Origin of the sequence: Streptomyces winkii, from assembly GCF_032248595.1 — a bacterium.
GTDB classification, from domain to species: Bacteria; Actinomycetota; Actinomycetes; order Streptomycetales; family Streptomycetaceae; genus Streptomyces; species Streptomyces winkii.
On the sequence record NZ_JASTTH010000007.1, the window covers coordinates 365,942 to 386,326 of the forward strand.

Below are 20,385 nucleotides of genomic sequence, written 5' to 3' on the forward strand. Positions count from 1 at the left end.
CCGTTTCTGCTGTTCCCTACTCGACGAGAGCGTCCGGCTTGCCCTTGCTGCGTGGACGCTCCTCGACCATTTTGCCCCAGACGATGAGCCGGTATTTCGAAGTGAATTCGGGCGTGCACGTGGTCAACGTGATGTACCTGCCGGGCTTTTGGAAACCGGAACCCTGCGGAACGGGCTCGATCACACGGGTGTTCGCGGGCGACGTGGACGGCAGCCGGCTGACCATCTTGTACGTGTAGAACTTCGTCGCCGTCTCGACCACGATGTCGTCGCCGGCGACGAGGCGGTTGATGTAACGGAACGGCTCGCCATGGGTGTTGCGGTGGGCCGCCAGCGCGAAGTTGCCCTTCTTGTCCCACGGCATCGCGGTCTTGAACGGCTGCCCGTCGTAGTGGCCGACGAGACCCTTGTCGAGCACCTTCGGCTTGGAGACGCCCTGGGCGATGGGCGCGCGGACGTCCAGCTTCGGAAGGTAGATGATCGCGAAGCCCTCGCCGGGCGCGAAGTTGTCGGCCCTGCGCTCGGGATCGAGCCGCGCCTTGCCGTCTCCGCCGCCGCCCTTCCACTGGTCCTGGAGGCTCTGCGCCGCGCCGCCCGCCTCCTGCCCGGCCAGTACGTTCGTCCACCACAGCTGGTAGGCGACGAAGAGCAGCATCAGGACGCCCGCCGATATGAACACCTCGCCCAGGAAGCGGCTGGCGATGATCGCGGGGCCCTCGCGGCGGGCCCGCTCCGCGCGCCTGGCCTCCAGGCGGGTACCGGCCGCCACGGGCGGTGGCGCCGCACCGCTCCTGTTCCGGCGCTGGGCCGCGCGGCGGCGGGCGGCGCGTCCGCCGAGCGCCTCCGAGCCGGGGCGGACCAGGCCGACGGTGCGGGTGTTCGTCTTGTCGTCGTCCTCCTCGACGACGCCGGCGCCGCCGACTCCGCGCGCGGAGCGGCCAGTTGGGGCGTCGGGCGCCGGGGCGTCCTCGGTACGGGCGCCGCCGGGTTCGTCGACGACGGGCATCGGCGCGGTCTCGGAGAACCGCGCCTCGCGCCGGTGCGACGGTGCGGAGCGGCGTCCATGACCTCCGGGGGCGGGCGCTCCGGTGGCGGCCGCGCCATGGCCCGGTGCGGCGGGGCCCGCGCCGCCCGGAGCGCCGGGAGCGCCCGGAGCGGAGGCGGAGCCGGGCGCGGCACGCCTGCGCTGCGCCCGGCCCTCACCCGGAGCCTGCGGACTCCGCGGCTGCTGCGGCGCCTGCGGGGATTGCGGGGTCTGCGGGGTCTGGGCGGTTCGGGGTGCCTGGGGTGCTTGCGTAGGGGCCGCGGAAGCCGCGGCGGCGCCACCCCAACCGGCGACGGCACGCCGCTCCCCTCGCAGAGGCGGCCCCGCCGCCGTGCCGGGGCTCGCCTGCGGCTCCCGCTCCCCCTGCCACTGCTGCGATCGGCCCGACTGCCCGCCGCCGTACGGCACTTCGCGCCTGCCGCCGTAGCTCTGCTGCGTCGGGGCGGCGGAGGAGGAGCCCTGCCCGCCGTCCTGCGGCCCGGCCTCCCCGGCCGGCTCCGGCTCACGGTGCGGACGGAACCACGGCGAGACCCCGCCCTGCGCCTCCTGCCCTTGCTGACCCTGCTGACCGCGCTGCCCTTGGGCGTCGCGCGCCTGGTACCCCTGATGGCCGTCGTAGCCGCCGGAGCCCGAGTACTGCTGCGCATACCCCTCGTACGTTCCGGCCCCGTACATCTGCGAGGAGTAGCCCTGCTGCCCGGAGGGCGCGGACGGCGCCGACTGGTACCCCTGTGGCGAATACCCCGGCTGCCCCTGCGCCGGCCCACCCGGCCCGGAGTAGCCCTGCTCCCGCGGCGTGCCCCGCGCAGCGCCCTGCCCCGGGAGCGGATCGCTCAGCGGATCGGCGAGCTGGTCGACGGCGCGCTGGAACTCCTCGCCCTGCCCGTAGGCCCAACCGCCCGCGGACTGCCGGGGACTGTACGGATCGCCCTCGTCCGGCTCGCCGTAGGGATCGCCGTACGTGCCGCCGTAGGCGTCCGCGTAGGGATCGCCGTACGGGCGCCCGTAGGCGTTCTCCCCATCGGGGGGCATCCCCGTCACCTGCCCCCCGCGGCCGTGCCCCCGGCAGCCTCGGCGCCGGCCCGCACCCCGGACAGCCCGGCGGCACGCTCGACGGCGCCCGCGTCGCCGCATTCGGCAAGCCAGTTGGCGAGCATGAGATGACCCCACTCCGTCAGCACGGACTCGGGGTGGAACTGCACGCCCTCGACGGGCAGTTCGCGGTGGCGCAGCCCCATCACGAGACCTCCGGCCGTGCGCGCGGTCACGTCCAGCTCCTCCGGAACGGCGTCACCGGCCACGCCCAGCGAGTGGTAGCGCGTCGCCGTGAACGGCGAGGGCAGCCCCGCGAAGACGCCCGCGCCCTCGTGCGAAACCTGCGAGGTCTTTCCGTGCAGCAGCTCCGGCGCGCGGTCCACGACGCCCCCGTAGGCCACGGCCATCGACTGCATGCCCAGGCAGACGCCGAAGACGGGCACGCCGCCCTTCGCGCAGTGCCGCACCATCTCCACGCAGACACCGGCCTGTTCGGGGGTGCCGGGCCCGGGCGAGAGCAGCACGCCGTCGAACCCGTCGTCGGCGTGGCGCAGTTCGGTCTCGTCGTTCCGGACGACCTCGCACTCGGCGCCCAACTGGTAGAGGTACTGCACGAGGTTGAAGACGAAGCTGTCGTAGTTGTCGACGACGAGGATGCGGGCGGCGCGCATCAGCTGCCACCGCCGTCGACGGTCACGTCGTTGAACGGCAGCAGCGGTTCCGCCCAGGGGAAGACGTACTGAAAGAGCAGAAAAACGACCCCGAGCGCGAGCACGAGCGAGCACAGCGCCCGCACCCATGTGTTGCCCGGCAGATGCCGCCAGATCCAGCCGTACATCCCTGCGTGCCGTCCCTTCCCTACCGTCGGTCCTCGCCCTTGAGGCGCGCCCACCAGAGTACGGGGCCGCGGCACGGCGAAGGGGGCCAGTCGGGCAAGTGGGTCCGGGCCGCGGCCCGCGTCACCCGGTCGGCTTCGCGTAGTGCAGGTCGACGGTGCCCGAATAGCCGGGCAGGGTCTCGGACTTGCGCTCGTCGACCTTCCAGCCGAGGTCGTAGGCGTCGACGTACTGAAGGTAGTTCTGGATCGCGGGCGACTCGTCGAGTGCCTTCCTGAGCGACTTCTGATCGCCGACGGCGGTCACCTTGTACGGAGGTGAGTAGACCCGGCCCTGGAGGATGAGGGTGTTGCCCACACAGCGCACGGCGCTCGTCGAGATCAGCCGCTGGTCCATGATCTTGATGCCCTTCGCGCCGCCCTTCCACAGGGCGTTGACGACGGCTTGCAGGTCCTGCTGGTGGATGACGAGGTCGTTGGCCTGCGGCTCGGGCACTCCGGGGATCTGCGCGGTGGCGTTCGGCGGTGCGTCGTCGAGGGTGACGGACAGCCCCGCTCCCGAGACCTTCTTGGTGCCGGCGTCCTTCTCCAGGCCGGCCAGCCTCCGGTTCTCCGCGCTGCTGCTTCCGCTGTCGCGGCGTGCGAAGCGGTCGACCTGGCTGCGCACGGCCGCGGCGGAGGAGTCGAGTTCGGCGTTCTTGCGGCTGCGCTCCTGGATGAGATCGGACAGCCGCAGCATCGAGGAGTCGCTGCGCAGATCGGTACCATGTGCGGTGTTGAAACTGATCCAGAAGATGAGACCGGCGAGGGCGAAGACCCCCAGGGTGGCCAGCCGTGCAGGACGGATTCGGAATCTGGTCACTACCCTCGTCTCCCTCCACCGCGGGGAAGCACTACGCTAACGGACCACCACAGCGTCACATCCCCCTCGGTCCCGTTCGGAGGGACCCCATCGCGGTAAGGGAAGCCGTCGACAGGAGAGACTCTCGTGCCGAAGTCACGGATCCGCAAAAAGGAAGAGTTCACCCCGCCCCCGGAGAAGAAGGCGACCGAGATCAACCTCGGTGGCTCGGGCGGCAGGTGGGTGGCACCGCTGATGCTGGCGATGTTCCTGATCGGTCTCGCGTGGATCGTGCTGTTCTACGTGACCCAGAGCAAGCTGCCCGTCGAGGCCTTCGGCAGCTGGAACATCGTGGTCGGTTTCGGTTTCATCGCGGCGGGTTTCGTCGTCTCCACTCAGTGGAAGTAGCTCCCGCCCATCTCACGCGAGGAGTTATCCACAGCCCGGTCCACAGGGCTGGATAACTTTCACAAGATCTGTGGATAACTCTGCGTGAGTTGACGACCGTCCTACCGGTACTTTCTCCAGCTCAACTGACTTCGCCCCTCGTGTGCAGGGGAAACGCACCTGTGACCGAGTCCGGACAGCCGGCCGGAACACCATGCACAAGATCCGGAACGCTCTGTGGACAACAGATCGAAGCCCCCGGTCGGAGCGGGTCCCGGCCGCGGAGCGGAGCCGTCCGGACGTGGAGCGATCCGGACGGTGGGACTTGGCGGTCGGCTCAGGAGACGAGCTGAAGCGTCCGTACGACGCATGCCGCCACGATCAGCACCACCATCGCCGCGCACGCTCCGTACTGCACCAGCCGCCGGTTCTTCCGCGGCGCATGGACCATGGCGTAAGCGATCAGCGCCCCGACGGCCAGCCCCCCGATGTGCGCCTGCCAGGAGATCCCCTGCCAGGTGAACGTGAAGACGAGGTTGATGCCGAGCAGGATCAGGATGGGCCGCATGTCGTAGTTCAGACGGCGCATCAGCACCGCCGTCGCACCGAAGAGCCCGAAGATCGCACCGGAGGCGCCGAGCGACGCCTGGCCGGGAGCCGAGACGAGGAACGTCAGGGCGCTGCCGCCGAGTCCGGAGAGCAGATAGAGCGCGCTGAAGCGCAGCCGCCCCAGGGCCGCCTCAAGCGGCGGGCCCAGGAACCACAGGCCCAGCATGTTCATCGCGATGTGCCAGATCTCCTGGTGCAGGAACATCGAGGTGAGCAGCCGGTACCACTGCCCCTCCGCGACGCCCTCGACCGGTCCGTACGGCTCGGTGACCGCCTGCCCGAACAGCAGCAGATCGTTCACCAGCCGGTCGCCGGCGATGAGCACCGCGATGAAGACCGCGACGTTGACGCCGAGGAAGACCTTGGTGATCAGCCGGCGGTCGGCGGCGATGACGCCGCCCGCTATGGTGCGCGGCGCGCTCGCGGACGGGGAGTGCCCGGTGCCGGAGCCGCTCTTCACACACTCGGGGCACTGGAAACCGACAGCGGCCGGAACCATGCAATCGGGACATATCGGGCGCTCGCAGCGGGCGCAGCTGATTCCGGTCTCCCGGTCAGGGTGCCGATAGCAGTACGTCACCCGCGGTTCAGTCCGGTGCTGCTCCTCCACGGCCCGTCCTCTCCCCCTCGTCCTCCGGTCTCACATCGCGTCGCGTACGGACGTCATGCGCGCTCCGCCGCGCTCCTCCGTGCGGAACGGTTCCGCCCCGTACCTCTCCTACGGTCGGACGGGGCGGAACAGTTCCCGTGCTCCGGGGGCGGACGTCCCCGGCCTCTCCGTGCTCGCGGTGCCCTCGCCCGTCAGCGGCGCTCGATGGTGACCGACTCCAGGACGACGTCCTGGACGGGCCGGTCGGTGCGCGGGTTCGTCTGGATGCCCGCGATGGCGTCGACGATCTTCTGGGAGGCCGCGTCCGTGACCTCGCCGAAGATGGTGTGCTTGCCGGTGAGCCAGGCCGTCGCGCCGACGGTGATGAAGAACTGCGAACCGTTCGTGCCCGGCCCGGCGTTCGCCATCGCCAGCAGGTACGGCTTGTTGAAGGAGAGGTCCGGGTGGATCTCGTCCCCGAACTCGTACCCGGGCCCGCCCGTTCCGTTACCCAGCGGGTCACCGCCCTGGATCATGAATCCGCTGATGACGCGGTGGAAGACGGTGCCGTCGTAGAGCTTGTCGCTCGTCTTCCGGCCGGTCTCCGGGTGCGTCCATTCACGCGAGCCCTCTGCGAGCTCGACGAAGTTCTTGACCGTCTTCGGCGCGTGGTTCGGGAAGAGCTGAACCTCGATGTCGCCGTGATTGGTCTTCAGGGTGGCGTAGAGCTGCTCGGCCACGATCTACCTTCCATCTGTCTGCGTTGACCCGTCCGATCCTCCCACGAACCGGACCGGCCGTGAGTACGAGGCGGTGACCCGGATGCCCCCACGCAGCGCGCTTGAGTGGACGCAGCCAGGCATGATCTTCGAAACGGGTGGAAAACGACACTGTGTCCGGGGGAGGACCCACAGCCCGTGACACGCCACCGAGGAGGAGGTACCCGTGACCCGCATGGACACCGTGCGCGCCGCGACCGGGAACACCAGGGAAAGCGTGCGGCACGCAGCGGAGGTCATGGCGCCCTACGCAGGGACTGCCAGGGACACCGCAGTGCAGTACGCGCACGAGGCGGGAGCGCGGCTGGGGCCGAAGGTCTCGCATGCCGCGCGGCAGGCCCGTACCTCGGCGCGTGACGGATACGACCAGCTCGTCGTGCCACGTATCACCAAGGCACGCAGGAGCCTTCCGCCCGAGTGGGACCGGGCGGCGACCAGGGCCGCCAAGCGCACCCGCAAGGCGGCGCGCAAGGCGACCGACTACGCCGCACCGCGCATCGAGAGCGCAGTCGCGGACGCCCGCAGCGCCTCGGGGCCGGTGCGGGAAGAAGCCGCGTCGCGCAGTGCGGCGGCGTACGCCGCCCTGCGAGGCCAGGTGTCGGCCAAGGAGATCGAGAAGCTCGTGCGCAGGCGCGACAAGCGTGCGCGCAGGGGACGGCTGGCGAGGCGGCTCGGTCTGCTGGGCCTGCTGGCCGGCGGTGTGTACGCCGCCTGGCGCTGGTGGGACAAGCAGGCCAACCCCGACTGGCTCGTCGAGCCGCCCGAGGCCACGGAGGTCGGCGATCGGGCCCCGCTGTCGTCGGTGGGCGGCGCCGCCGCGGCCGAACGGCGCGCGGGCGACGGGCAGCTCGACCCCGAGGTCGAGGCGAAGGCCAAGGAGGCCGAGGCCAAGGACGCGGAGGCGAAGGCCAAGAGGCGCGGCCAGTAGGGGCATTGGCGCGGGCCACCGTAGGCGCGCGCCACCCTGGCGAACGGGCGAGCGGATCGGGCCGGCTGGGACGCGGCCGTCGCGGGCCGGCGGGCATCACGCATGCCTGCCGGCCCTCACGTGTGGTACGGGCGCTCCCGCATGCCGGTGCGGGCGAGCGGGCAGCGGGCGGCGGCCGAGGAGCAGGGGACCGCGTGAGAGCCCGGCGCACACGCGCACAGATGGCTCCGGGGGCGGCTACGAGCGGCGCCCGCGCGGTTGCGTAGGCTCGCGGTGCGCAACCGCCACAGCACGCCGTCCCGGCGTCACCCGGCTATCGCCCGCCGCAGCCCGCCGTCGTCACAGCCCGAGCCACCACCCGAACTCCCGCCGTGCGCAGCGCCGTTCGGCAGCGCGCGCCGGGAGCGCCGAGAGCCCCACGCCCCCTCAGACCGCCTCCGACCACGTCCCGGTCCCGGCCCGCGAGGAACAACAGATGCCGTCCGCACAGCGAGTCACCCGCTGGATCGTCCCGGCCGTCCTTCTCATTGCATGGCTCGCGCTCGGCGGACTGCTCGGCCCGTACGCCGGCAAGCTCAGCGACGTCGCCACCAACGATCAGGCGTCCTTCCTCCCGCGCAGCGCCGAGTCCACCCGTGTCATCGACGCGGAGAAGAGCTTCAAGGAGGACGAGACGCTGCCCGCCGTCGTCATCTGGACGGCAGCGGACGGGAAGAAGACCGACCCGCGGCAGCGCGAGGCGGCGACCCGCTCCCTCGCGTCGCTCGCCGGCGTCCACGGCGTCGTCGGCAAGCCCTCGCCCGCGTTCCCGAGCAAGGACGGCCGCGCGCTCCAGGGAGCCGTGCAGATCCGCGCCGACCTCGACCACGCGCTTCCGGGCGTCCTCGACGACGTACGCGACCGCACGGACCGCGTCGAGGGTACGAAGGTGTCGGTCACCGGCCCGGCGGCGACCCAGGCCGATCTGTCCGACGCCTTCTCCGGGCTCGACGGCATCCTGCTCGTCGTCGCACTCGTGGTCGTCCTGCTGATTCTGCTGCTGGTCTACCGAAGCGTCCTGCTGCCCCTCGTCATCATCCTCGGCGCGGTCTTCGCACTCTCCCTCGCGTGCGCCGTGGTGTACGAACTGGCCAAGGACGACGTCGTGAGCGTCGACGGACAGGTCCAGGGCATCCTCTCGATCCTCGTCATCGGCGCGGCGACCGACTACGCGCTGCTGCTGTCGGCACGCTTCCGTGAGGAACTCGCCGCGCGGGGCGAGCGGTTCGCCGCCATGCGCTCGGCGCTGCGCCGCTCCCTCGGAGCGATCACCGCGAGCGCCGCCACGGTCGCGCTCGGGCTGCTCGCGCTGCTGCTCAGCGACCTCACGAACAACCGCGCGCTCGGCCCGGTCGGCGCCATCGGCATCGTGTGCGCCGTCATCAGCACGCTCACGTTCCTGCCGGCGACGCTCGTACTCGTGGGACCGGCCGTCTACTGGCCCGCGCGCCCCCGGGCCACGGCGAAGCCCGCCGACGGCCACGCGGAAAGGGACGAGGCGAGCGGGGCGGAGAGCAGCGGCGACGGGACGGCCGCCGCGCCGATGACCGGCGTCTGGGGCAGGATCGCCTCCCGCGTGGACCGCACGCCGCGCCGCATCTGGGCGAGCACGCTCGTGGCGCTCATCGCGTGCGCGGCGTTCTCGCCGCAGCTGAACGCGCACGGCGTCCCGATCGACGAGATCTTCGTCAAGGACGTGCCCTCCGTCACCGCGCAGCGCACCCTCGACGAGCACTTCCCCGGCGGCTCCGGCAACCCCGCGGTCATCGTCGCCGACGCCTCCAAGGCACGGGAGGTGGCGGGTGCCGCGACGCGTACGGAGGGGGTCGCGGGGGCGGTGCCGCGCACCGAGACGGGGCGACCGGGGCAGGGCGAACCGCTCGTCGCGGACGGCCGCGTCCTCATCGACGCCACGCTCACCGCGAGCGCGTCCAGCGACGAGGCCAAGCGGACGGTGGAGCGGTTGCGTTCGTCCGTACACGATGTGCCGGGGGCGCACGCGCTGGTCGGCGGCTACACCGCACAGCAGCACGACATCCAGACGACCGCCGAACACGACCGGGCGCTCATCGTCCCCGTCGTGCTGCTGATCATCCTCGTGATCCTCGCGGCACTGCTGCGCGCCCTGCTGATCCCCGTGGTGCTGGTGGCGACCGTCGCGCTCAACTTCCTTGCCACGCTGGGCGTCGCGGCGCTGGTCTTCAGCCAACTCCTCGACTTCAGCGGCACGGACGCGTCGGTGCCGTTGTACGGGTTCGTCTTCCTCGTCGCCCTGGGCGTCGACTACAACATCTTCCTGCTCACGCGCGTGCGCGAGGAAGCGCAGCTGCACGGCATCCGCACCGGCATCCGCCGGGGGCTCACCGCCACCGGAGGCGTGATCACTTCCGCGGGCGTGGTGCTCGCGGCGACGTTCGCGGCGCTCGTGGTCATTCCGCTCTCGTTCCTCGTCCAGATCGCCTTCATCGTGGCCTTCGGGGTGCTGCTGGACACGCTCGTCGTCCGCTCCCTGCTGGTCCCGGCGCTCGCGCGCGACATCGGTCCGGCGGTGTGGTGGCCGGGGGCGCTGCGCCGACGCGGCTGAGTCGTGCCCTGGTGACCGGCCGACTTCGCGCGGGTGAAGAGGCGGGCAACTGCCGCGGCGGATCCCGGTGTTGTGACGTACGGCACCCGGCTCGTCGCGCCCGGCGCGCCTTCTTCGACGGCGGCGTCCGGCAGCGCGCCGTACGCGGATGCGTGCGAGCGCTTGCGCCCCGGCTTGGTTCGGGGGTGCGGGGTGCGGGTGGCAACGCCCCCGCCCCGCGCGGCGCCAGCCGCGCACAAACGGCGAGGGCGACGCGGCCCGCGCTTTCCGCGGGCACACTTCGCCCTCGCACTCGTGGAGCCTAGGGGAGTCGAACCCCTGACATCTGCCATGCAAAGACAGCGCTCTACCAACTGAGCTAAGGCCCCGCTGCGCACAAGAGTACCGGCTCCCCGTAGCGAATTCCGACCGGGTATCGCCCGCTGTCCGCCCCTCTCCGTAGGATGCTCGGCAAGTTCGCGTCAGCGAAGTGCCAGGGGAGTCCAGGGGAGACATGATGGACGCAGCACAGCAGGAGTCGACCGCAAAGGCGCGTGAGCTGCAAAGTCAGTGGTACGGCGAGCCGCTGGGAACCCTGTTCCGCAGACTCATCGACGATCTCGGCCTCAACCAGGCCCGGCTGGCCACCGTACTGGGCCTCTCGGCGCCCATGCTGTCCCAGCTGATGAGCGGTCAGCGCGCGAAGATCGGCAACCCCGCGGTCGTACAGCGGGTTCAGGCGCTCCAGGAGCTTGCCGCAGAGGTCGCCAGGGGGGACGTCAGCGCGGCCGACGCGACACAGCGCATGGAGGAGGTACGGCGCAGCGCCGGCGGCAGCGTCCTCAACAACCAGGCGCAGACGGCCTCTTCGGGCGCCTCGGCGCAGACCCCCGTGAAGCGGGTGGTGCGTGAGATCCAGGCGCTGCTGCGTTCCGTGTCGGACGCGGCCGACATCCTCGACGCCTCGTCCACGCTCGCCTCCTCGCACCCGGAGCTCGCTGAGTTCCTGCGCGTATACGGGGCGGGGCGCACCGCCGACGCGGTCAAGCACTACGAGTCGCACCAGAACTGACGCCGAACCCCGCACCGATGCCCTGACATCGATGCCGAGGAACCTCCGAGGCACCCGCGAGCCTCGACGCCGGGCGCAACGGCGGCGGTTCCCCCGCTCCCGCACGCGAAGAGGCCCCGACCGCGGCGCGGTCAGGGCCTCACTGCACGAACGTCGTGATGTCACACACCCGAACCTGCGGGCACGGAGTCGGTCGCCTCCGTCCACAGATCCTGCTCGGCGCGGTCCGCCTGGATCTGGCGGTACACGAGGAGCCCGCCGATGGCGGCCAGTGCGACCAGGAGAAGCTTCTTCACCGCGCTACCTCGTCCTTCTGAGAGACGTTGGGACCATCTGGCGCCCGATGATACCCAACCGGCTCCCGCCACCGCGGAGTCCGCCCCGCTGCGGAACGATCTCCGTTCGCCGCCCGGGAAGCAGCGGGCCGGCCGGGCGCGGCGGGACCGTACTCAGAGCGGTGAGGACGTCGTTCGCGCACGTCACTCCCACATGTCACGCGTCATTCCCACACGTCGGCCTTCCCCCCGCGCCATTCGATCAGCACCGGGTCGTCGAGACGCACCTGGTCGGGATCGAGCCCGGCCCGGCGCAGGATCTCGACCAGATCCGCGATGCCGCGGGCGAACCCGAGATCGTCCCCATCGACTCTGTCAGCGGTTATACGGCGCCCGCCCGTGGGTGCGGGCGGATGCACGACGATCGACGCAGCCATAAGCAAAAGAGTGCGACGGTTCCCGGCTCACCGCATCTCGAAGCGGACACGTTACGCAGTGCTCGCAACACACTCTGTCATCGGTGCCAATGAACGGGCCGGAGCCCTACGTTGAGATCCGCACCTCCGAGAGGATCTCCGCCCGTGTCCGACTTCCCCGGCCGTCGCCTCCTCATCGGCACCCGCAGTTCGCCCATGGCCCTCGTCCAGACCGGTCACGTCGCGGACCTGCTGCGCCGCCTCGTACCCGGGCTGCACACGCGGGCCGTACCGACCACCACGTCCGGCGACACCTGGCCCGGCTCCCTCACGCAGGCCGGCGGGAAGGGCCTGTTCGTCAAGGAGATCGACCGGCAACTCCAGCGCGGCGAGATCGATCTCGCCGTCCACTGCCTCAAGGACGTCCCCGGAGACCAGCCCCTGCCGCAGGGCCTCGTCATCGCCGCGACGCTTCCCCGCGCCGACGTGCACGACGTGCTCGTCGTCCCCGAGGGCTCGCCGGTCTCCTCCCTCGCGGACCTCCCCGCCGGCTCCGCCGTCGCCACCAGCGCCGTGCGCCGCCGGGCCCAACTCCTCGCCCTGCGGCCCGATCTGCGCATGCTGGACGTGCGCGGCGCCGTCGCCACGCGCCTCGAAAAGCTGGACGGCCTGCGCGACGGCCTCGGCGCGGACGCCATGGTGCTCGCCAGGGCCGGTCTCGTACGCCTCGGCCTCACGGCACGCATCCGGTCGCAATTCCCGCTGGACGAAGTGCTGCCCGCCGTCGGCGCCGGCGTACTGGCGGTGCAGTGCCGGGAGGACGACGATGCCGTCACCGCACTCCTGCGCCGCCTCGACGACCCGCGAACGCACGCCGAAGCCGCCGCCGAGCGCTCGATGCTCCACGGCCTGCAAGGACACTGCAACTCACCCGTGGCCGGGCACTGCGTCACTCAGGACGACGGCCAACTCGTCCTGCACGGCATGGTGTTCACCCTCGACGGCACCCGCACCGCCCGCGCCCGCCTGCACGCGCCCGCCACCGGCGACCCGGCGGACCTCGGCCGCCGGGTGTGCGAGGAACTGCTGCGACGCGGCGCCCGCGCCATCATCGACTCACAATGAAAAGAGCAGCTACTCCCTGGAGTAGCTGCTCTCCGCGCCAGTGGGGCTAACTGGACTTGAACCAGTGGCCTCATCCTTATCAGGGATGCGCTCTAACCATCTGAGCTATAGCCCCGCGCTGCACCGAAAGATTAGCGCACTTCCATCCACGCCCCCAAATCGGTTCCGGGGGGCGTTCCGGGCGTTACTCACGCCGTTACTCGCGCCGTGACCCGCTGCGTTACTCGTCCTCGGCGAGGGTGACCTCGACGCCGCCTACGAAGCCCGCGGACAGGTTGTAGATGAAGGCTCCCAGTGTCGCCAGGGCCGTCGCGAGCACGACATCGATCACGGCGATCACAGTCGTGAAGAGCAGAACCCTCGGCAGCGACAGGAACGACTCGACGTCGAAACCGCCGCCCGCGTCGCCGGACTGCGTCGCCTGGCTGACGGTGCCGGAGATGGCGGAGAAGACGCCCATCGCGTTCATCACCATCCACAGCACCGCCACCGCGACGATCGTGCACACGCCGAGCGCTATGGACAGCAGGAAGCTGACCTTCATCACCGACCACGGATCGGCCTTGGCCACGCGGAGCCGCGCCTTGCGCGTCCGCGGCACCGTGCGCGCGCCCGTACGGGGCCGGCGCACCGCGCTCGCGGTCACGCCCATGCCGCCCGCGCCGCCGGCGGTCCCGGGCACGGCTCCTGCCTGCGTGGTGGTGCCCGCACCGTCCGTACCGGGCTGCTGCCCGCCTGCCTCCGGACCATGACCCGGGCCCGCGCCCGGACCGGTGGCCCCGCCCGCACCCGCCGTCGGCGGATTCACCGGCGGAGCCGGATACGCCTGCGGCGGCCGGTGCGGCTCGGGCTGCGGCTGCGCCTGAGGCAGGGGCTGCGACTCCGGTTGCTGCTGCTGTCGCGGCCCGGCCTCCTGATGCGCATGAGGCTGTGGCTGGGCACCACTCACGCCTTACTCCTCGTCGTCCGACGCGTCCGACTCGCTCGACGCGATCGCCGGCTCTTCACCCGGCTCCTCGCCGGGCTCCACAGCCGCCTCCACTTCCTCGGCCTCACGACCGGCCTCGGCGTTACGTGCGACACCGACCACCGCGTCCCGCTTGCCCAGGTTGATCAGTTGGACGCCCATCGTGTCACGGCCCGTCTCCCTGACCTCACTCACGCGCGTACGGATCACACCGCCACCGAGCGTGATGGCGAGGATCTCGTCGTTCGCCTCGACGACCAGTGCGCCGACCAGCGAACCACGGTCCTCCACGATCTTCGCGGCCTTGATGCCGAGACCGCCTCTGCCCTGCACCCGGTACTCGTCGACATCGGTGCGCTTCGCATACCCGCCGTCCGTGGCGGTGAAGACGAACGTACCCGCACGCACGACGTTCATCGAGAGGAGTTCGTCACCTTCACGGAAACTCATCCCCTTCACACCAGAAGTCGCACGTCCCATGGGCCGCAGCGCCTCGTCCGTCGCCGTGAAGCGGATCGACTGCGCCTTGCGGCTCACCAGCAGCAGATCGTCCTCGGGGGAGACCAACTCCGCGCCGATCAGCTCGTCGTCGCGGCCGTCCTCCATCTGCCGCAGATTGATCGCGATGACGCCGCCGGAGCGCGGGGAGTCGTAGTCCTTCAGCGGAGTCTTCTTCACCAGGCCCGACTTGGTGGCGAGCACCAGATAGGGCGTCGCCTCGTAGTCGCGGATCGCGATCATCTCCGCGATCTGCTCGTCCGGCTGGAACGCCAGCAGATTCGCGACGTGCTGACCGCGTGCGTCCCGCCCCGCGTCGGGCAGTTCGTACGCCTTCGCCCGGTAGACGCGGCCCTTGTTCGTGAAGAACAGCAGCCAGTGGTGCGTCGTGGAGACGAAGAAGTGGTCGACGATGTCGTCCTCTTTGAGCTTCGTCCCGCGAACGCCCTTGCCGCCGCGCTTCTGCGCCCGGTAGTCGTCCGTCTTGGTCCGCTTCACATAGCCGCCACGCGTGATGGTGACGACGATGTCCTCCTCGGCGATCAGGTCCTCGATGGACATGTCGCCCTCGAAGGGGATCAGCTTCGTACGGCGGTCGTCGCCGAACTTCTCGACCAGCGCGGTCAGTTCCTCGCCGATGATCTGCCGCTGCCGCTCCGGCGAGGCCAGGATCGCCTTGTACTCGTCGATCTTCGCCTGGAGGTCGTCGTGCTCGGCGGTGATCTTCTGCCGCTCCAGGGCCGCCAGGCGCCGCAGCTGCATCTCCAGGATCGCGTTCGCCTGGATCTCGTCGATCTCCAGCAGGCCCATCAGGCCGCCGCGCGCGTCCTCGACGGTCTGGCTGCGCCGGATCAGCGCGATGACCTCGTCGATCGCGTCGAGCGCCTTCAGCAGACCGCGCAGAATGTGCGCCCGCTCCTCGGCCCTGCGCAGCCGGAAGCGCGTCCGCCGGACGACGACGTCGATCTGGTGCGCCACCCAGTGCCGGATGAACGCGTCCAGCGACAGCGTGCGCGGCACTCCCTCGACCAGCGCCAGCATGTTCGCGCCGAAGTTCGTCTGGAGATCGGTGTGCTTGTAGAGGTTGTTGAGCACGACCTTCGCGACCGCGTCCCGCTTGAGGACGATCACCAGCCGCTGGCCCGTGCGCGACGACGTCTCGTCCCGTACGTCCGCGATGCCGCCGACCCGGCCGTCCTTCACCAACTCGGCGATCTTCAGGGCGAGATTGTCCGGGTTGACCTGGTAGGGGAGCTCGGTGACGACCAGGCACTGCCGGCCCTGGAGCTCCTCGACCTCGACGACCGCGCGCATCGGGATCGAGCCGCGGCCGGTGCGGTAGGCCTCCTCGATGCCCTTGCGCCCCACGATCAGCGCGCCCGTGGGGAAGTCCGGGCCCTTGATCCGCTCCATGAGCGCTTCAAGGAGCTCCTCGTTGGAGGCGTCGGGGTGCTCCAGATACCACTGGGCGCCGGACGCCACCTCGCGCAGATTGTGCGGAGGGATGTTCGTCGCCATGCCGACCGCGATGCCCGCGCTGCCGTTGATCAGCAGGTTCGGGAAGCGCGACGGGAGGACGGTCGGCTCCTGGTTGCGGCCGTCGTAGTTGTCCTGGAAGTCGACCGTCTGCTCGTCGATGTCCCGCAGCATCTCCATGGCCAGCGGAGCCATCTTGCACTCCGTGTACCGCATGGCCGCCGCCGGATCGTTGCCCGGCGAACCGAAGTTGCCGTTGGAGTCCACCAGCGGCATCCGCATCGACCACGTCTGCGCGAGACGGACCAGCGCGTCGTAGATCGAGGTGTCGCCGTGGGGGTGGTACGTCCCCATCACGTCGCCGACGACGCGGGCGCACTTGTAGAAGCCCTTCTCCGGGCGGTAGCCGCCGTCGTACATCGCGTACAGCACCCGGCGGTGCACCGGCTTCAGGCCGTCGCGGATGTCCGGCAGCGCACGCGAGACGATCACGCTCATCGCGTAGTCGAGATACGAACGCTGCATCTCGGTCTCGAGGCTCACCGGGTCCACCCGGGAGGCGGTGCCCTCGATCTGCACCGGTGCGGGATCGCCGGCCACCACCGGCTCGTGGCCCTCGTCGCCCTCGGGGCTGTCAGGTGTGGGGGAGTTCTCGTCGGCCATTGCTCAGCTCAAGTCCTTCAGTGTGTGTGCGGCACGCCGGCCCCACGGACGCGGAGATACGGCGTGGGCGGTACGGGCTGCCGGCGTGCTGCCATGTCGAGGCTCAAATGTCGAGGAAGCGGACGTCCTTGGCGTTCCGCTGGATGAACGAGCGCCGCGCCTCCACGTCCTCACCCATGAGGATCGAGAAGAGGTCGTCCGCGGCGGCGGCGTCGTCCAGCGTCACCTGACGCAGCACCCGGTGATCGGAGTCCATCGTGGTGATGCGCAGCTCCTCGGCGTTCATCTCACCGAGACCCTTGAACCGCTGGATCGAGTCGTCCCTGATCCGCTTGCCCTGCTCGCGGCCGAGCTCGATGAGGCTGTCGCGCTCGCGGTCCGAGTAGGCGTACTGGTGCTCGTCCCGACCCCACTTGATCTTGTACAGCGGCGGCTGCGACAGGAAGACGTGACCCGCCTCCACCAGCGGACGCATGAAGCGGAACAGCAGCGTCAGCAGCAGGGTGTTGATGTGCTGGCCGTCGACGTCGGCGTCGGCCATCAGAATGATCTTCTGGTAGCGCAGCCTCGCGATGTCGAAGTCCTCGTGGATGCCCGTCCCGAACGCCGAAATCAGCGCCTGCACCTCGGCGTTCTGAAGCACCTTGTCGATGCGGGCCTTCTCCACGTTGAGGATCTTGCCGCGGATCGGGAGGATCGCCTGGAACTCCGGATTGCGGCCCGACTTGGCGGAACCGCCCGCCGAGTCGCCCTCGACGATGAAGATCTCGCACTTCGCCGGGTCGTTGGACTGGCAGTCGCTCAGCTTGCCCGGCAGCGACGCCGTCTCCAACAGGCCCTTGCGGCGCGTCAGATCGCGCGCCTTGCGCGCAGCCACGCGGGCCGTCGCCGCCTGGATGCCCTTGCGGATGATGTCCGCGGCCTCGTTGGGGTTGCGGTCCAGCCAGTCGCTCAGCTGCTCGTGGGTGATCTTCTGTACGAAGGTCTTCGCCTCCGTGTTGCCCAGCTTCGTCTTCGTCTGGCCCTCGAACTGCGGCTCGCCCAGCTTGACGGAGATGATCGCCGTCAGGCCCTCCCGGATGTCCTCACCCGTGAGGTTGTCGTCCTTGTCCCGCAGCAGACGCTTGTCACGCGCGTAGCGGTTGATCAGACCCGTCAGCGCCGCACGGAAACCCTCCTCGTGCGTGCCGCCCTCGTGCGTGTGGATCGTATTGGCGAAGGAGTACACACCCTCGCTGTACTGGTTGTTCCACTGCATCGCGATCTCGACCGAGAGCATGCGCTCCTTGTCCTCGGCCTCGACGTCGATCACGGTCGGATGCACCAACTCGCCCTTGCGCGAGTTGAGATAGCGGACGAAGTCGGAGATGCCGCCCTCGTAGTGGTAGCGGACGGAGAGCTGCTTGCCCTCCTCGTCCACATGCTCCGGGCGCTCGTCGATCAGCTCGATCGTCAGGCCCTTGTTGAGGAACGCCATCTCCTGGAAGCGGCGCGCGAGCGTCTCGAACGAGTACTCCGTGCTCTCGAAGACGTCCGGGTCCGCCCAGAACGTCACGGTCGTACCGGTTTCGTCCGTCACCTCGTTGCGCTTCAGCGGTGCCGTCGGCACACCCAGCTTGTAGTCCTGCGTCCAGCGGTAGCCGTCCGTCTTGATCTCCACCGCCACCCGCTGCGACAGCGCGTTGACGACGGAGACGCCCACACCGTGCAGACCGCCGGAGACCGCGTAACCGCCGCCGCCGAACTTGCCGCCCGCGTGCAGCACGGTCAGCACGACCTCGACCGCCGGCTTCTGCTCGGACGGCACGATGCCCACCGGGATGCCACGGCCGTTGTCCCGGACGCGCACGCCTCCGTCGGCGAGCAGCGTCACGGTGATCGTGTCCGCATGCCCCGCCATCGCCTCGTCGACCGAGTTGTCCACGACCTCCTGTACGAGGTGATGCAGACCACGTTCGCCGGTCGAGCCGATGTACATGCCGGGGCGCTTGCGCACCGCCTCCAGGCCTTCGAGGACGGTGATCGCGCTCGCGTCGTACGACGGCTCCGCGTCCGCGGTCACCGGCGACACCGGTGGACCCACCGCGGGGACCTCGGCTCCCGCACCGTCGACGAGCGGGGCCTCGGCAGGGATGTCAGTGGAGTTGTTCTCGTACTCGTTGAGATCGCCGGAATCGGCCACGAAGCGCCCTTTCTGGCACAGCACAGGCCGACTCCGTAAGGGTGGAGCGGCTGCGTCGTTCGACATGTTCCGCAACGGCGGCGGGTTCTGCACCAGTGTACCGGTGGCGGCGACGCGAATGGGGGTTTGCCGGTGCCTGAGTCCGCATGTGCCGACCTGAACTGGCGTCCGCCGACTCCCTATATGCACACCGGGGGGCCAGAACGCTCACAGGGGCGCTCAGCGCTTCGACCTGTCAACGCTCCATCACCGTGAGCGCCATCACGAATCACCCGTAGGTGTCCCCGGGCCCCTTGCTACCCGGCGCACGCAACGGGCCACTGCGCGTGCCCGGCGCCTGCGGTCCTCGCACCTTCAGGAACGCCACCGTTCCGTCGCCGAGATCCTCGTTCAGCCGGGCCACCAGCCGCGGCGCCAGCAGCCGCAACTGCGTCGCCCACGCCGTGGAGTCGCACCGCACCGTGAGCACCCGCTCCTCCTCGTCGAACCGCTGCGGCTCGCAGTGCTGCGCCACCTCCGGCCCGACCAGCTGCGGCCACCGGCCCATCACGCCCCCCACCGCGGCCGGAACCTCCCAGCCCCGCTCCGTGATCAGGCCCCGCACCGCGGCACCCAGCGGCAGCGGATCCCGCCCGTCGCGGCCCGCGCCGGAACGCGGCACCCGACCGCGCCGCACGTCCTTCTTCTGCTGGGCCGCCGCTCCACGCGAGCGCGCCTGCTCCTTGGCGGCACGCAGCGCCACCCGTGCCAGATCCACACCCGTCGGGTCCCCAGGCTGTGGACGACCGGCCCCCGGCGGCTCCGGTCCCTCGGCGCCGCCCGGCGTCGCGGAGGACGCCTCGGGCTCCGTCGACGACTGAGGCATGGGCGGCGGCTCCGGGAAAGGCTCCTCGCTCACTCCCGTACGACCTCCCCGTCGGCCACCGCGAAGCGCGCCCCCGCCAGCACCTCCGGCACGTCCTCCTGCACCGCCGCCGTCACCAGCACCTGCTCGCCCGGCGCGACCAACTCCGCCAGCCGGGCCCGCCGTTGAGCATCCAGCTCCGCGAAGACGTCGTCCAGCACCAGCACCGGCTCGTTGCCCTCGCTCTTGAGCAACTCGTACGAGGCCAGGCGCAGCGACAGCGCCAGCGACCACGACTCGCCATGGCTCGCATAGCCCTTGGCGGGCAACTCGCCCAGCTTCAGCACCAGATCGTCCCTATGAGGGCCCACCAGCGTCACGCCGCGCTCCATCTCCGCGCGGCGCGCCTCCCGGAGGGCACCCAGCAGCCCCTCGTACAACTCCGGGGGCGAGAGGGTGCCGAGGCCCTCGGCCGCACCCTCGCCGGCACCGCGGCCGCCGTCCGCCGGAGCACCCCTGTACTCCAGCCCCACCGGGCCGCCACCGGGCGCCAGCCGCTCGTACGCCTTGTCCGCCAGCGGCCGCAGCGCCGATATCAGCTCCAGCCTCCGCGCCGTCAACTCCGCGCCCACACGCGCCAGATGCTCGTCCCACACGTCCAGCGTCGAGGTGTCGACGTCACGCCCGCCGTGGCGCCGGGCCATCACGGCCGACTTCAGCAGCGAGTTGCGCTGCTTGAGGACCCGGTCGTAGTCGGAACGCACCCCGGCCATGCGCGGCGAACGCGCCGTGACCAACTCGTCCAGGAACCTGCGCCGTTCACCCGGGTCGCCCTTCACCAGCGACAGATCCTCCGGCGCGAACAGCACCGTGCGCAGAATCCCCAGCACATCACGCGGCTTGACCTGCGAAGAGCGGTTGATCCGCGCGCGGTTGGCCTTCCCCGGATTCAGCTCCAGCTCCACCAGCTGCTGCCGGTCGCCCTGGCGGACCGCCGCCCGTACGACCGCACACTGCGCGCCCATCCGCACCAACGGCCCGTCCGAGGACACCCGGTGGCTGCCCAGCGACGCCAGATAGCCGACGGCCTCCACCAGATTCGTCTTGCCCTGCCCGTTCGGCCCCACGAACGTCGTCACGCCCGGCGCGAGAGACACCTCGGCCCGGGCGTACGAGCGGAAGTCGGCCAGCGACAGGTGCGTGACGTGCATCGCTAC

18 protein-coding genes and 2 tRNA genes are annotated in these 20,385 nt (G+C 70.4%); 5 read left to right on the plus strand and 15 right to left on the minus strand.

Translation table 11 applies throughout. The features are described from left to right. Nucleotides 1-16: 16 nt before the first annotated feature. The 4 genes from QQM67_RS30720 to QQM67_RS23045 form a co-directional block, all read right to left on the minus strand. Nucleotides 17-2,077: a class E sortase gene (locus tag QQM67_RS30720; RefSeq protein ID WP_399067411.1), complete on the minus strand. Its 2,061-nt coding sequence runs from the start codon at nucleotides 2,075-2,077 to the stop codon at nucleotides 17-19. A gap of 5 nt (nucleotides 2,078-2,082) precedes the next feature. Next, complete coding sequence (locus QQM67_RS23035; RefSeq protein ID WP_314175974.1) at nucleotides 2,083-2,751, minus strand: aminodeoxychorismate/anthranilate synthase component II; 669 nt, start codon at nucleotides 2,749-2,751, stop codon at nucleotides 2,083-2,085. Then, the gene (locus tag QQM67_RS23040) at nucleotides 2,751-2,918 is read right to left on the minus strand and encodes a hypothetical protein (RefSeq protein ID WP_171904167.1); all 168 of its coding nucleotides are present in this window, start codon (nucleotides 2,916-2,918) and stop codon (nucleotides 2,751-2,753) included. The genes QQM67_RS23035 and QQM67_RS23040 overlap by 1 nt, the downstream gene beginning before the upstream one ends. 121 nt (nucleotides 2,919-3,039) lie before the next feature. Then, on the minus strand, nucleotides 3,040-3,777 hold the full coding sequence (locus QQM67_RS23045) for a DUF881 domain-containing protein (RefSeq protein WP_314175977.1): 738 nt from the start codon (nucleotides 3,775-3,777) through the stop codon (nucleotides 3,040-3,042). Between the two features lie 126 nt (nucleotides 3,778-3,903). On the opposite strand from QQM67_RS23045, the gene crgA reads away from it, so the two are divergent. Then, entirely contained in the window at nucleotides 3,904-4,164 is a 261-nt protein-coding gene (crgA, locus tag QQM67_RS23050) for a cell division protein CrgA (protein ID WP_314175979.1), read from the plus strand. Nucleotides 4,165-4,480: 316 nt separating this feature from the next. Here the strand turns inward: crgA and QQM67_RS23055 are convergent, their stop codons facing one another. Beyond that, nucleotides 4,481-5,362, minus strand: a complete 882-nt coding sequence (locus QQM67_RS23055; RefSeq protein WP_314175980.1) for a rhomboid family intramembrane serine protease — start codon at nucleotides 5,360-5,362, stop codon at nucleotides 4,481-4,483. A 191-nt stretch (nucleotides 5,363-5,553) separates the two neighbouring features. Continuing rightward, the gene (locus QQM67_RS23060; protein WP_314175981.1) at nucleotides 5,554-6,081 is read right to left on the minus strand and encodes a peptidylprolyl isomerase; all 528 of its coding nucleotides are present in this window, start codon (nucleotides 6,079-6,081) and stop codon (nucleotides 5,554-5,556) included. 205 nt (nucleotides 6,082-6,286) lie between these two features. Between QQM67_RS23060 and QQM67_RS23065 the strand changes: the two genes are divergently transcribed. Continuing rightward, nucleotides 6,287-7,048, plus strand: coding sequence for a DUF5324 family protein (locus QQM67_RS23065; protein ID WP_314175983.1), 762 nt, complete (start codon nucleotides 6,287-6,289; stop codon nucleotides 7,046-7,048). Between the two features lie 475 nt (nucleotides 7,049-7,523). Further along, nucleotides 7,524-9,671 carry an MMPL family transporter gene (locus tag QQM67_RS23070; protein WP_314175984.1) on the plus strand — a complete coding sequence of 716 codons (2,148 nt, stop codon included), beginning with the start codon at nucleotides 7,524-7,526 and terminating at the stop codon, nucleotides 9,669-9,671. A 295-nt stretch (nucleotides 9,672-9,966) separates the two neighbouring features. Here the strand turns inward: QQM67_RS23070 and QQM67_RS23075 are convergent. Next, a tRNA-Ala gene (locus QQM67_RS23075) sits at nucleotides 9,967-10,039 on the minus strand. Between the two features lie 128 nt (nucleotides 10,040-10,167). On the opposite strand from QQM67_RS23075, the gene QQM67_RS23080 reads away from it, so the two are divergent. Further along, complete coding sequence (locus QQM67_RS23080; RefSeq protein ID WP_314175985.1) at nucleotides 10,168-10,722, plus strand: helix-turn-helix domain-containing protein; 555 nt, start codon at nucleotides 10,168-10,170, stop codon at nucleotides 10,720-10,722. Between the two features lie 161 nt (nucleotides 10,723-10,883). Here the strand turns inward: QQM67_RS23080 and QQM67_RS23085 are convergent, their stop codons facing one another. Beyond that, nucleotides 10,884-11,018 (minus strand): DLW-39 family protein, encoded by a 135-nt coding sequence (locus QQM67_RS23085; protein WP_003958712.1) that lies wholly within the window; start codon nucleotides 11,016-11,018, stop codon nucleotides 10,884-10,886. A 203-nt stretch (nucleotides 11,019-11,221) separates the two neighbouring features. Then, nucleotides 11,222-11,434, minus strand: coding sequence for a hypothetical protein (locus QQM67_RS23090; RefSeq protein WP_070009105.1), 213 nt, complete (start codon nucleotides 11,432-11,434; stop codon nucleotides 11,222-11,224). Between the two features lie 144 nt (nucleotides 11,435-11,578). Here QQM67_RS23090 and hemC point away from each other — a divergent pair, with 144 nt between their 5' ends. Further along, the gene (hemC, locus tag QQM67_RS23095; RefSeq protein ID WP_314176006.1) at nucleotides 11,579-12,538 is read left to right on the plus strand and encodes a hydroxymethylbilane synthase; all 960 of its coding nucleotides are present in this window, start codon (nucleotides 11,579-11,581) and stop codon (nucleotides 12,536-12,538) included. A 41-nt stretch (nucleotides 12,539-12,579) separates the two neighbouring features. Here hemC and QQM67_RS23100 read toward each other — a convergent pair. The 6 genes from QQM67_RS23100 to recF all read right to left on the minus strand — a co-directional run bounded on the left by QQM67_RS23100 (nucleotide 12,580) and on the right by recF (nucleotide 20,379). After that, nucleotides 12,580-12,653, minus strand: a tRNA-Ile gene (locus QQM67_RS23100). 105 nt (nucleotides 12,654-12,758) lie between these two features. Further along, the gene (locus tag QQM67_RS23105; RefSeq protein ID WP_399067415.1) at nucleotides 12,759-13,487 is read right to left on the minus strand and encodes a DUF3566 domain-containing protein; all 729 of its coding nucleotides are present in this window, start codon (nucleotides 13,485-13,487) and stop codon (nucleotides 12,759-12,761) included. Between the two features lie 3 nt (nucleotides 13,488-13,490). Then, a complete protein-coding gene (gene gyrA, locus QQM67_RS23110) occupies nucleotides 13,491-16,142 on the minus strand; it encodes a DNA gyrase subunit A (protein ID WP_314176008.1) in 2,652 nt (883 codons plus the stop codon). A gap of 103 nt (nucleotides 16,143-16,245) precedes the next feature. Then, complete coding sequence (gyrB, locus tag QQM67_RS23115) at nucleotides 16,246-18,348, minus strand: DNA topoisomerase (ATP-hydrolyzing) subunit B (RefSeq protein WP_314176010.1); 2,103 nt, start codon at nucleotides 18,346-18,348, stop codon at nucleotides 16,246-16,248. Between the two features lie 244 nt (nucleotides 18,349-18,592). Continuing rightward, on the minus strand, nucleotides 18,593-19,189 hold the full coding sequence (locus QQM67_RS23120; RefSeq protein ID WP_314176203.1) for a DUF721 domain-containing protein: 597 nt from the start codon (nucleotides 19,187-19,189) through the stop codon (nucleotides 18,593-18,595). A gap of 29 nt (nucleotides 19,190-19,218) precedes the next feature. After that, nucleotides 19,219-20,379 carry a DNA replication/repair protein RecF gene (recF, locus tag QQM67_RS23125; RefSeq protein WP_314176012.1) on the minus strand — a complete coding sequence of 387 codons (1,161 nt, stop codon included), beginning with the start codon at nucleotides 20,377-20,379 and terminating at the stop codon, nucleotides 19,219-19,221. Nucleotides 20,380-20,385 lie beyond the last annotated feature (6 nt).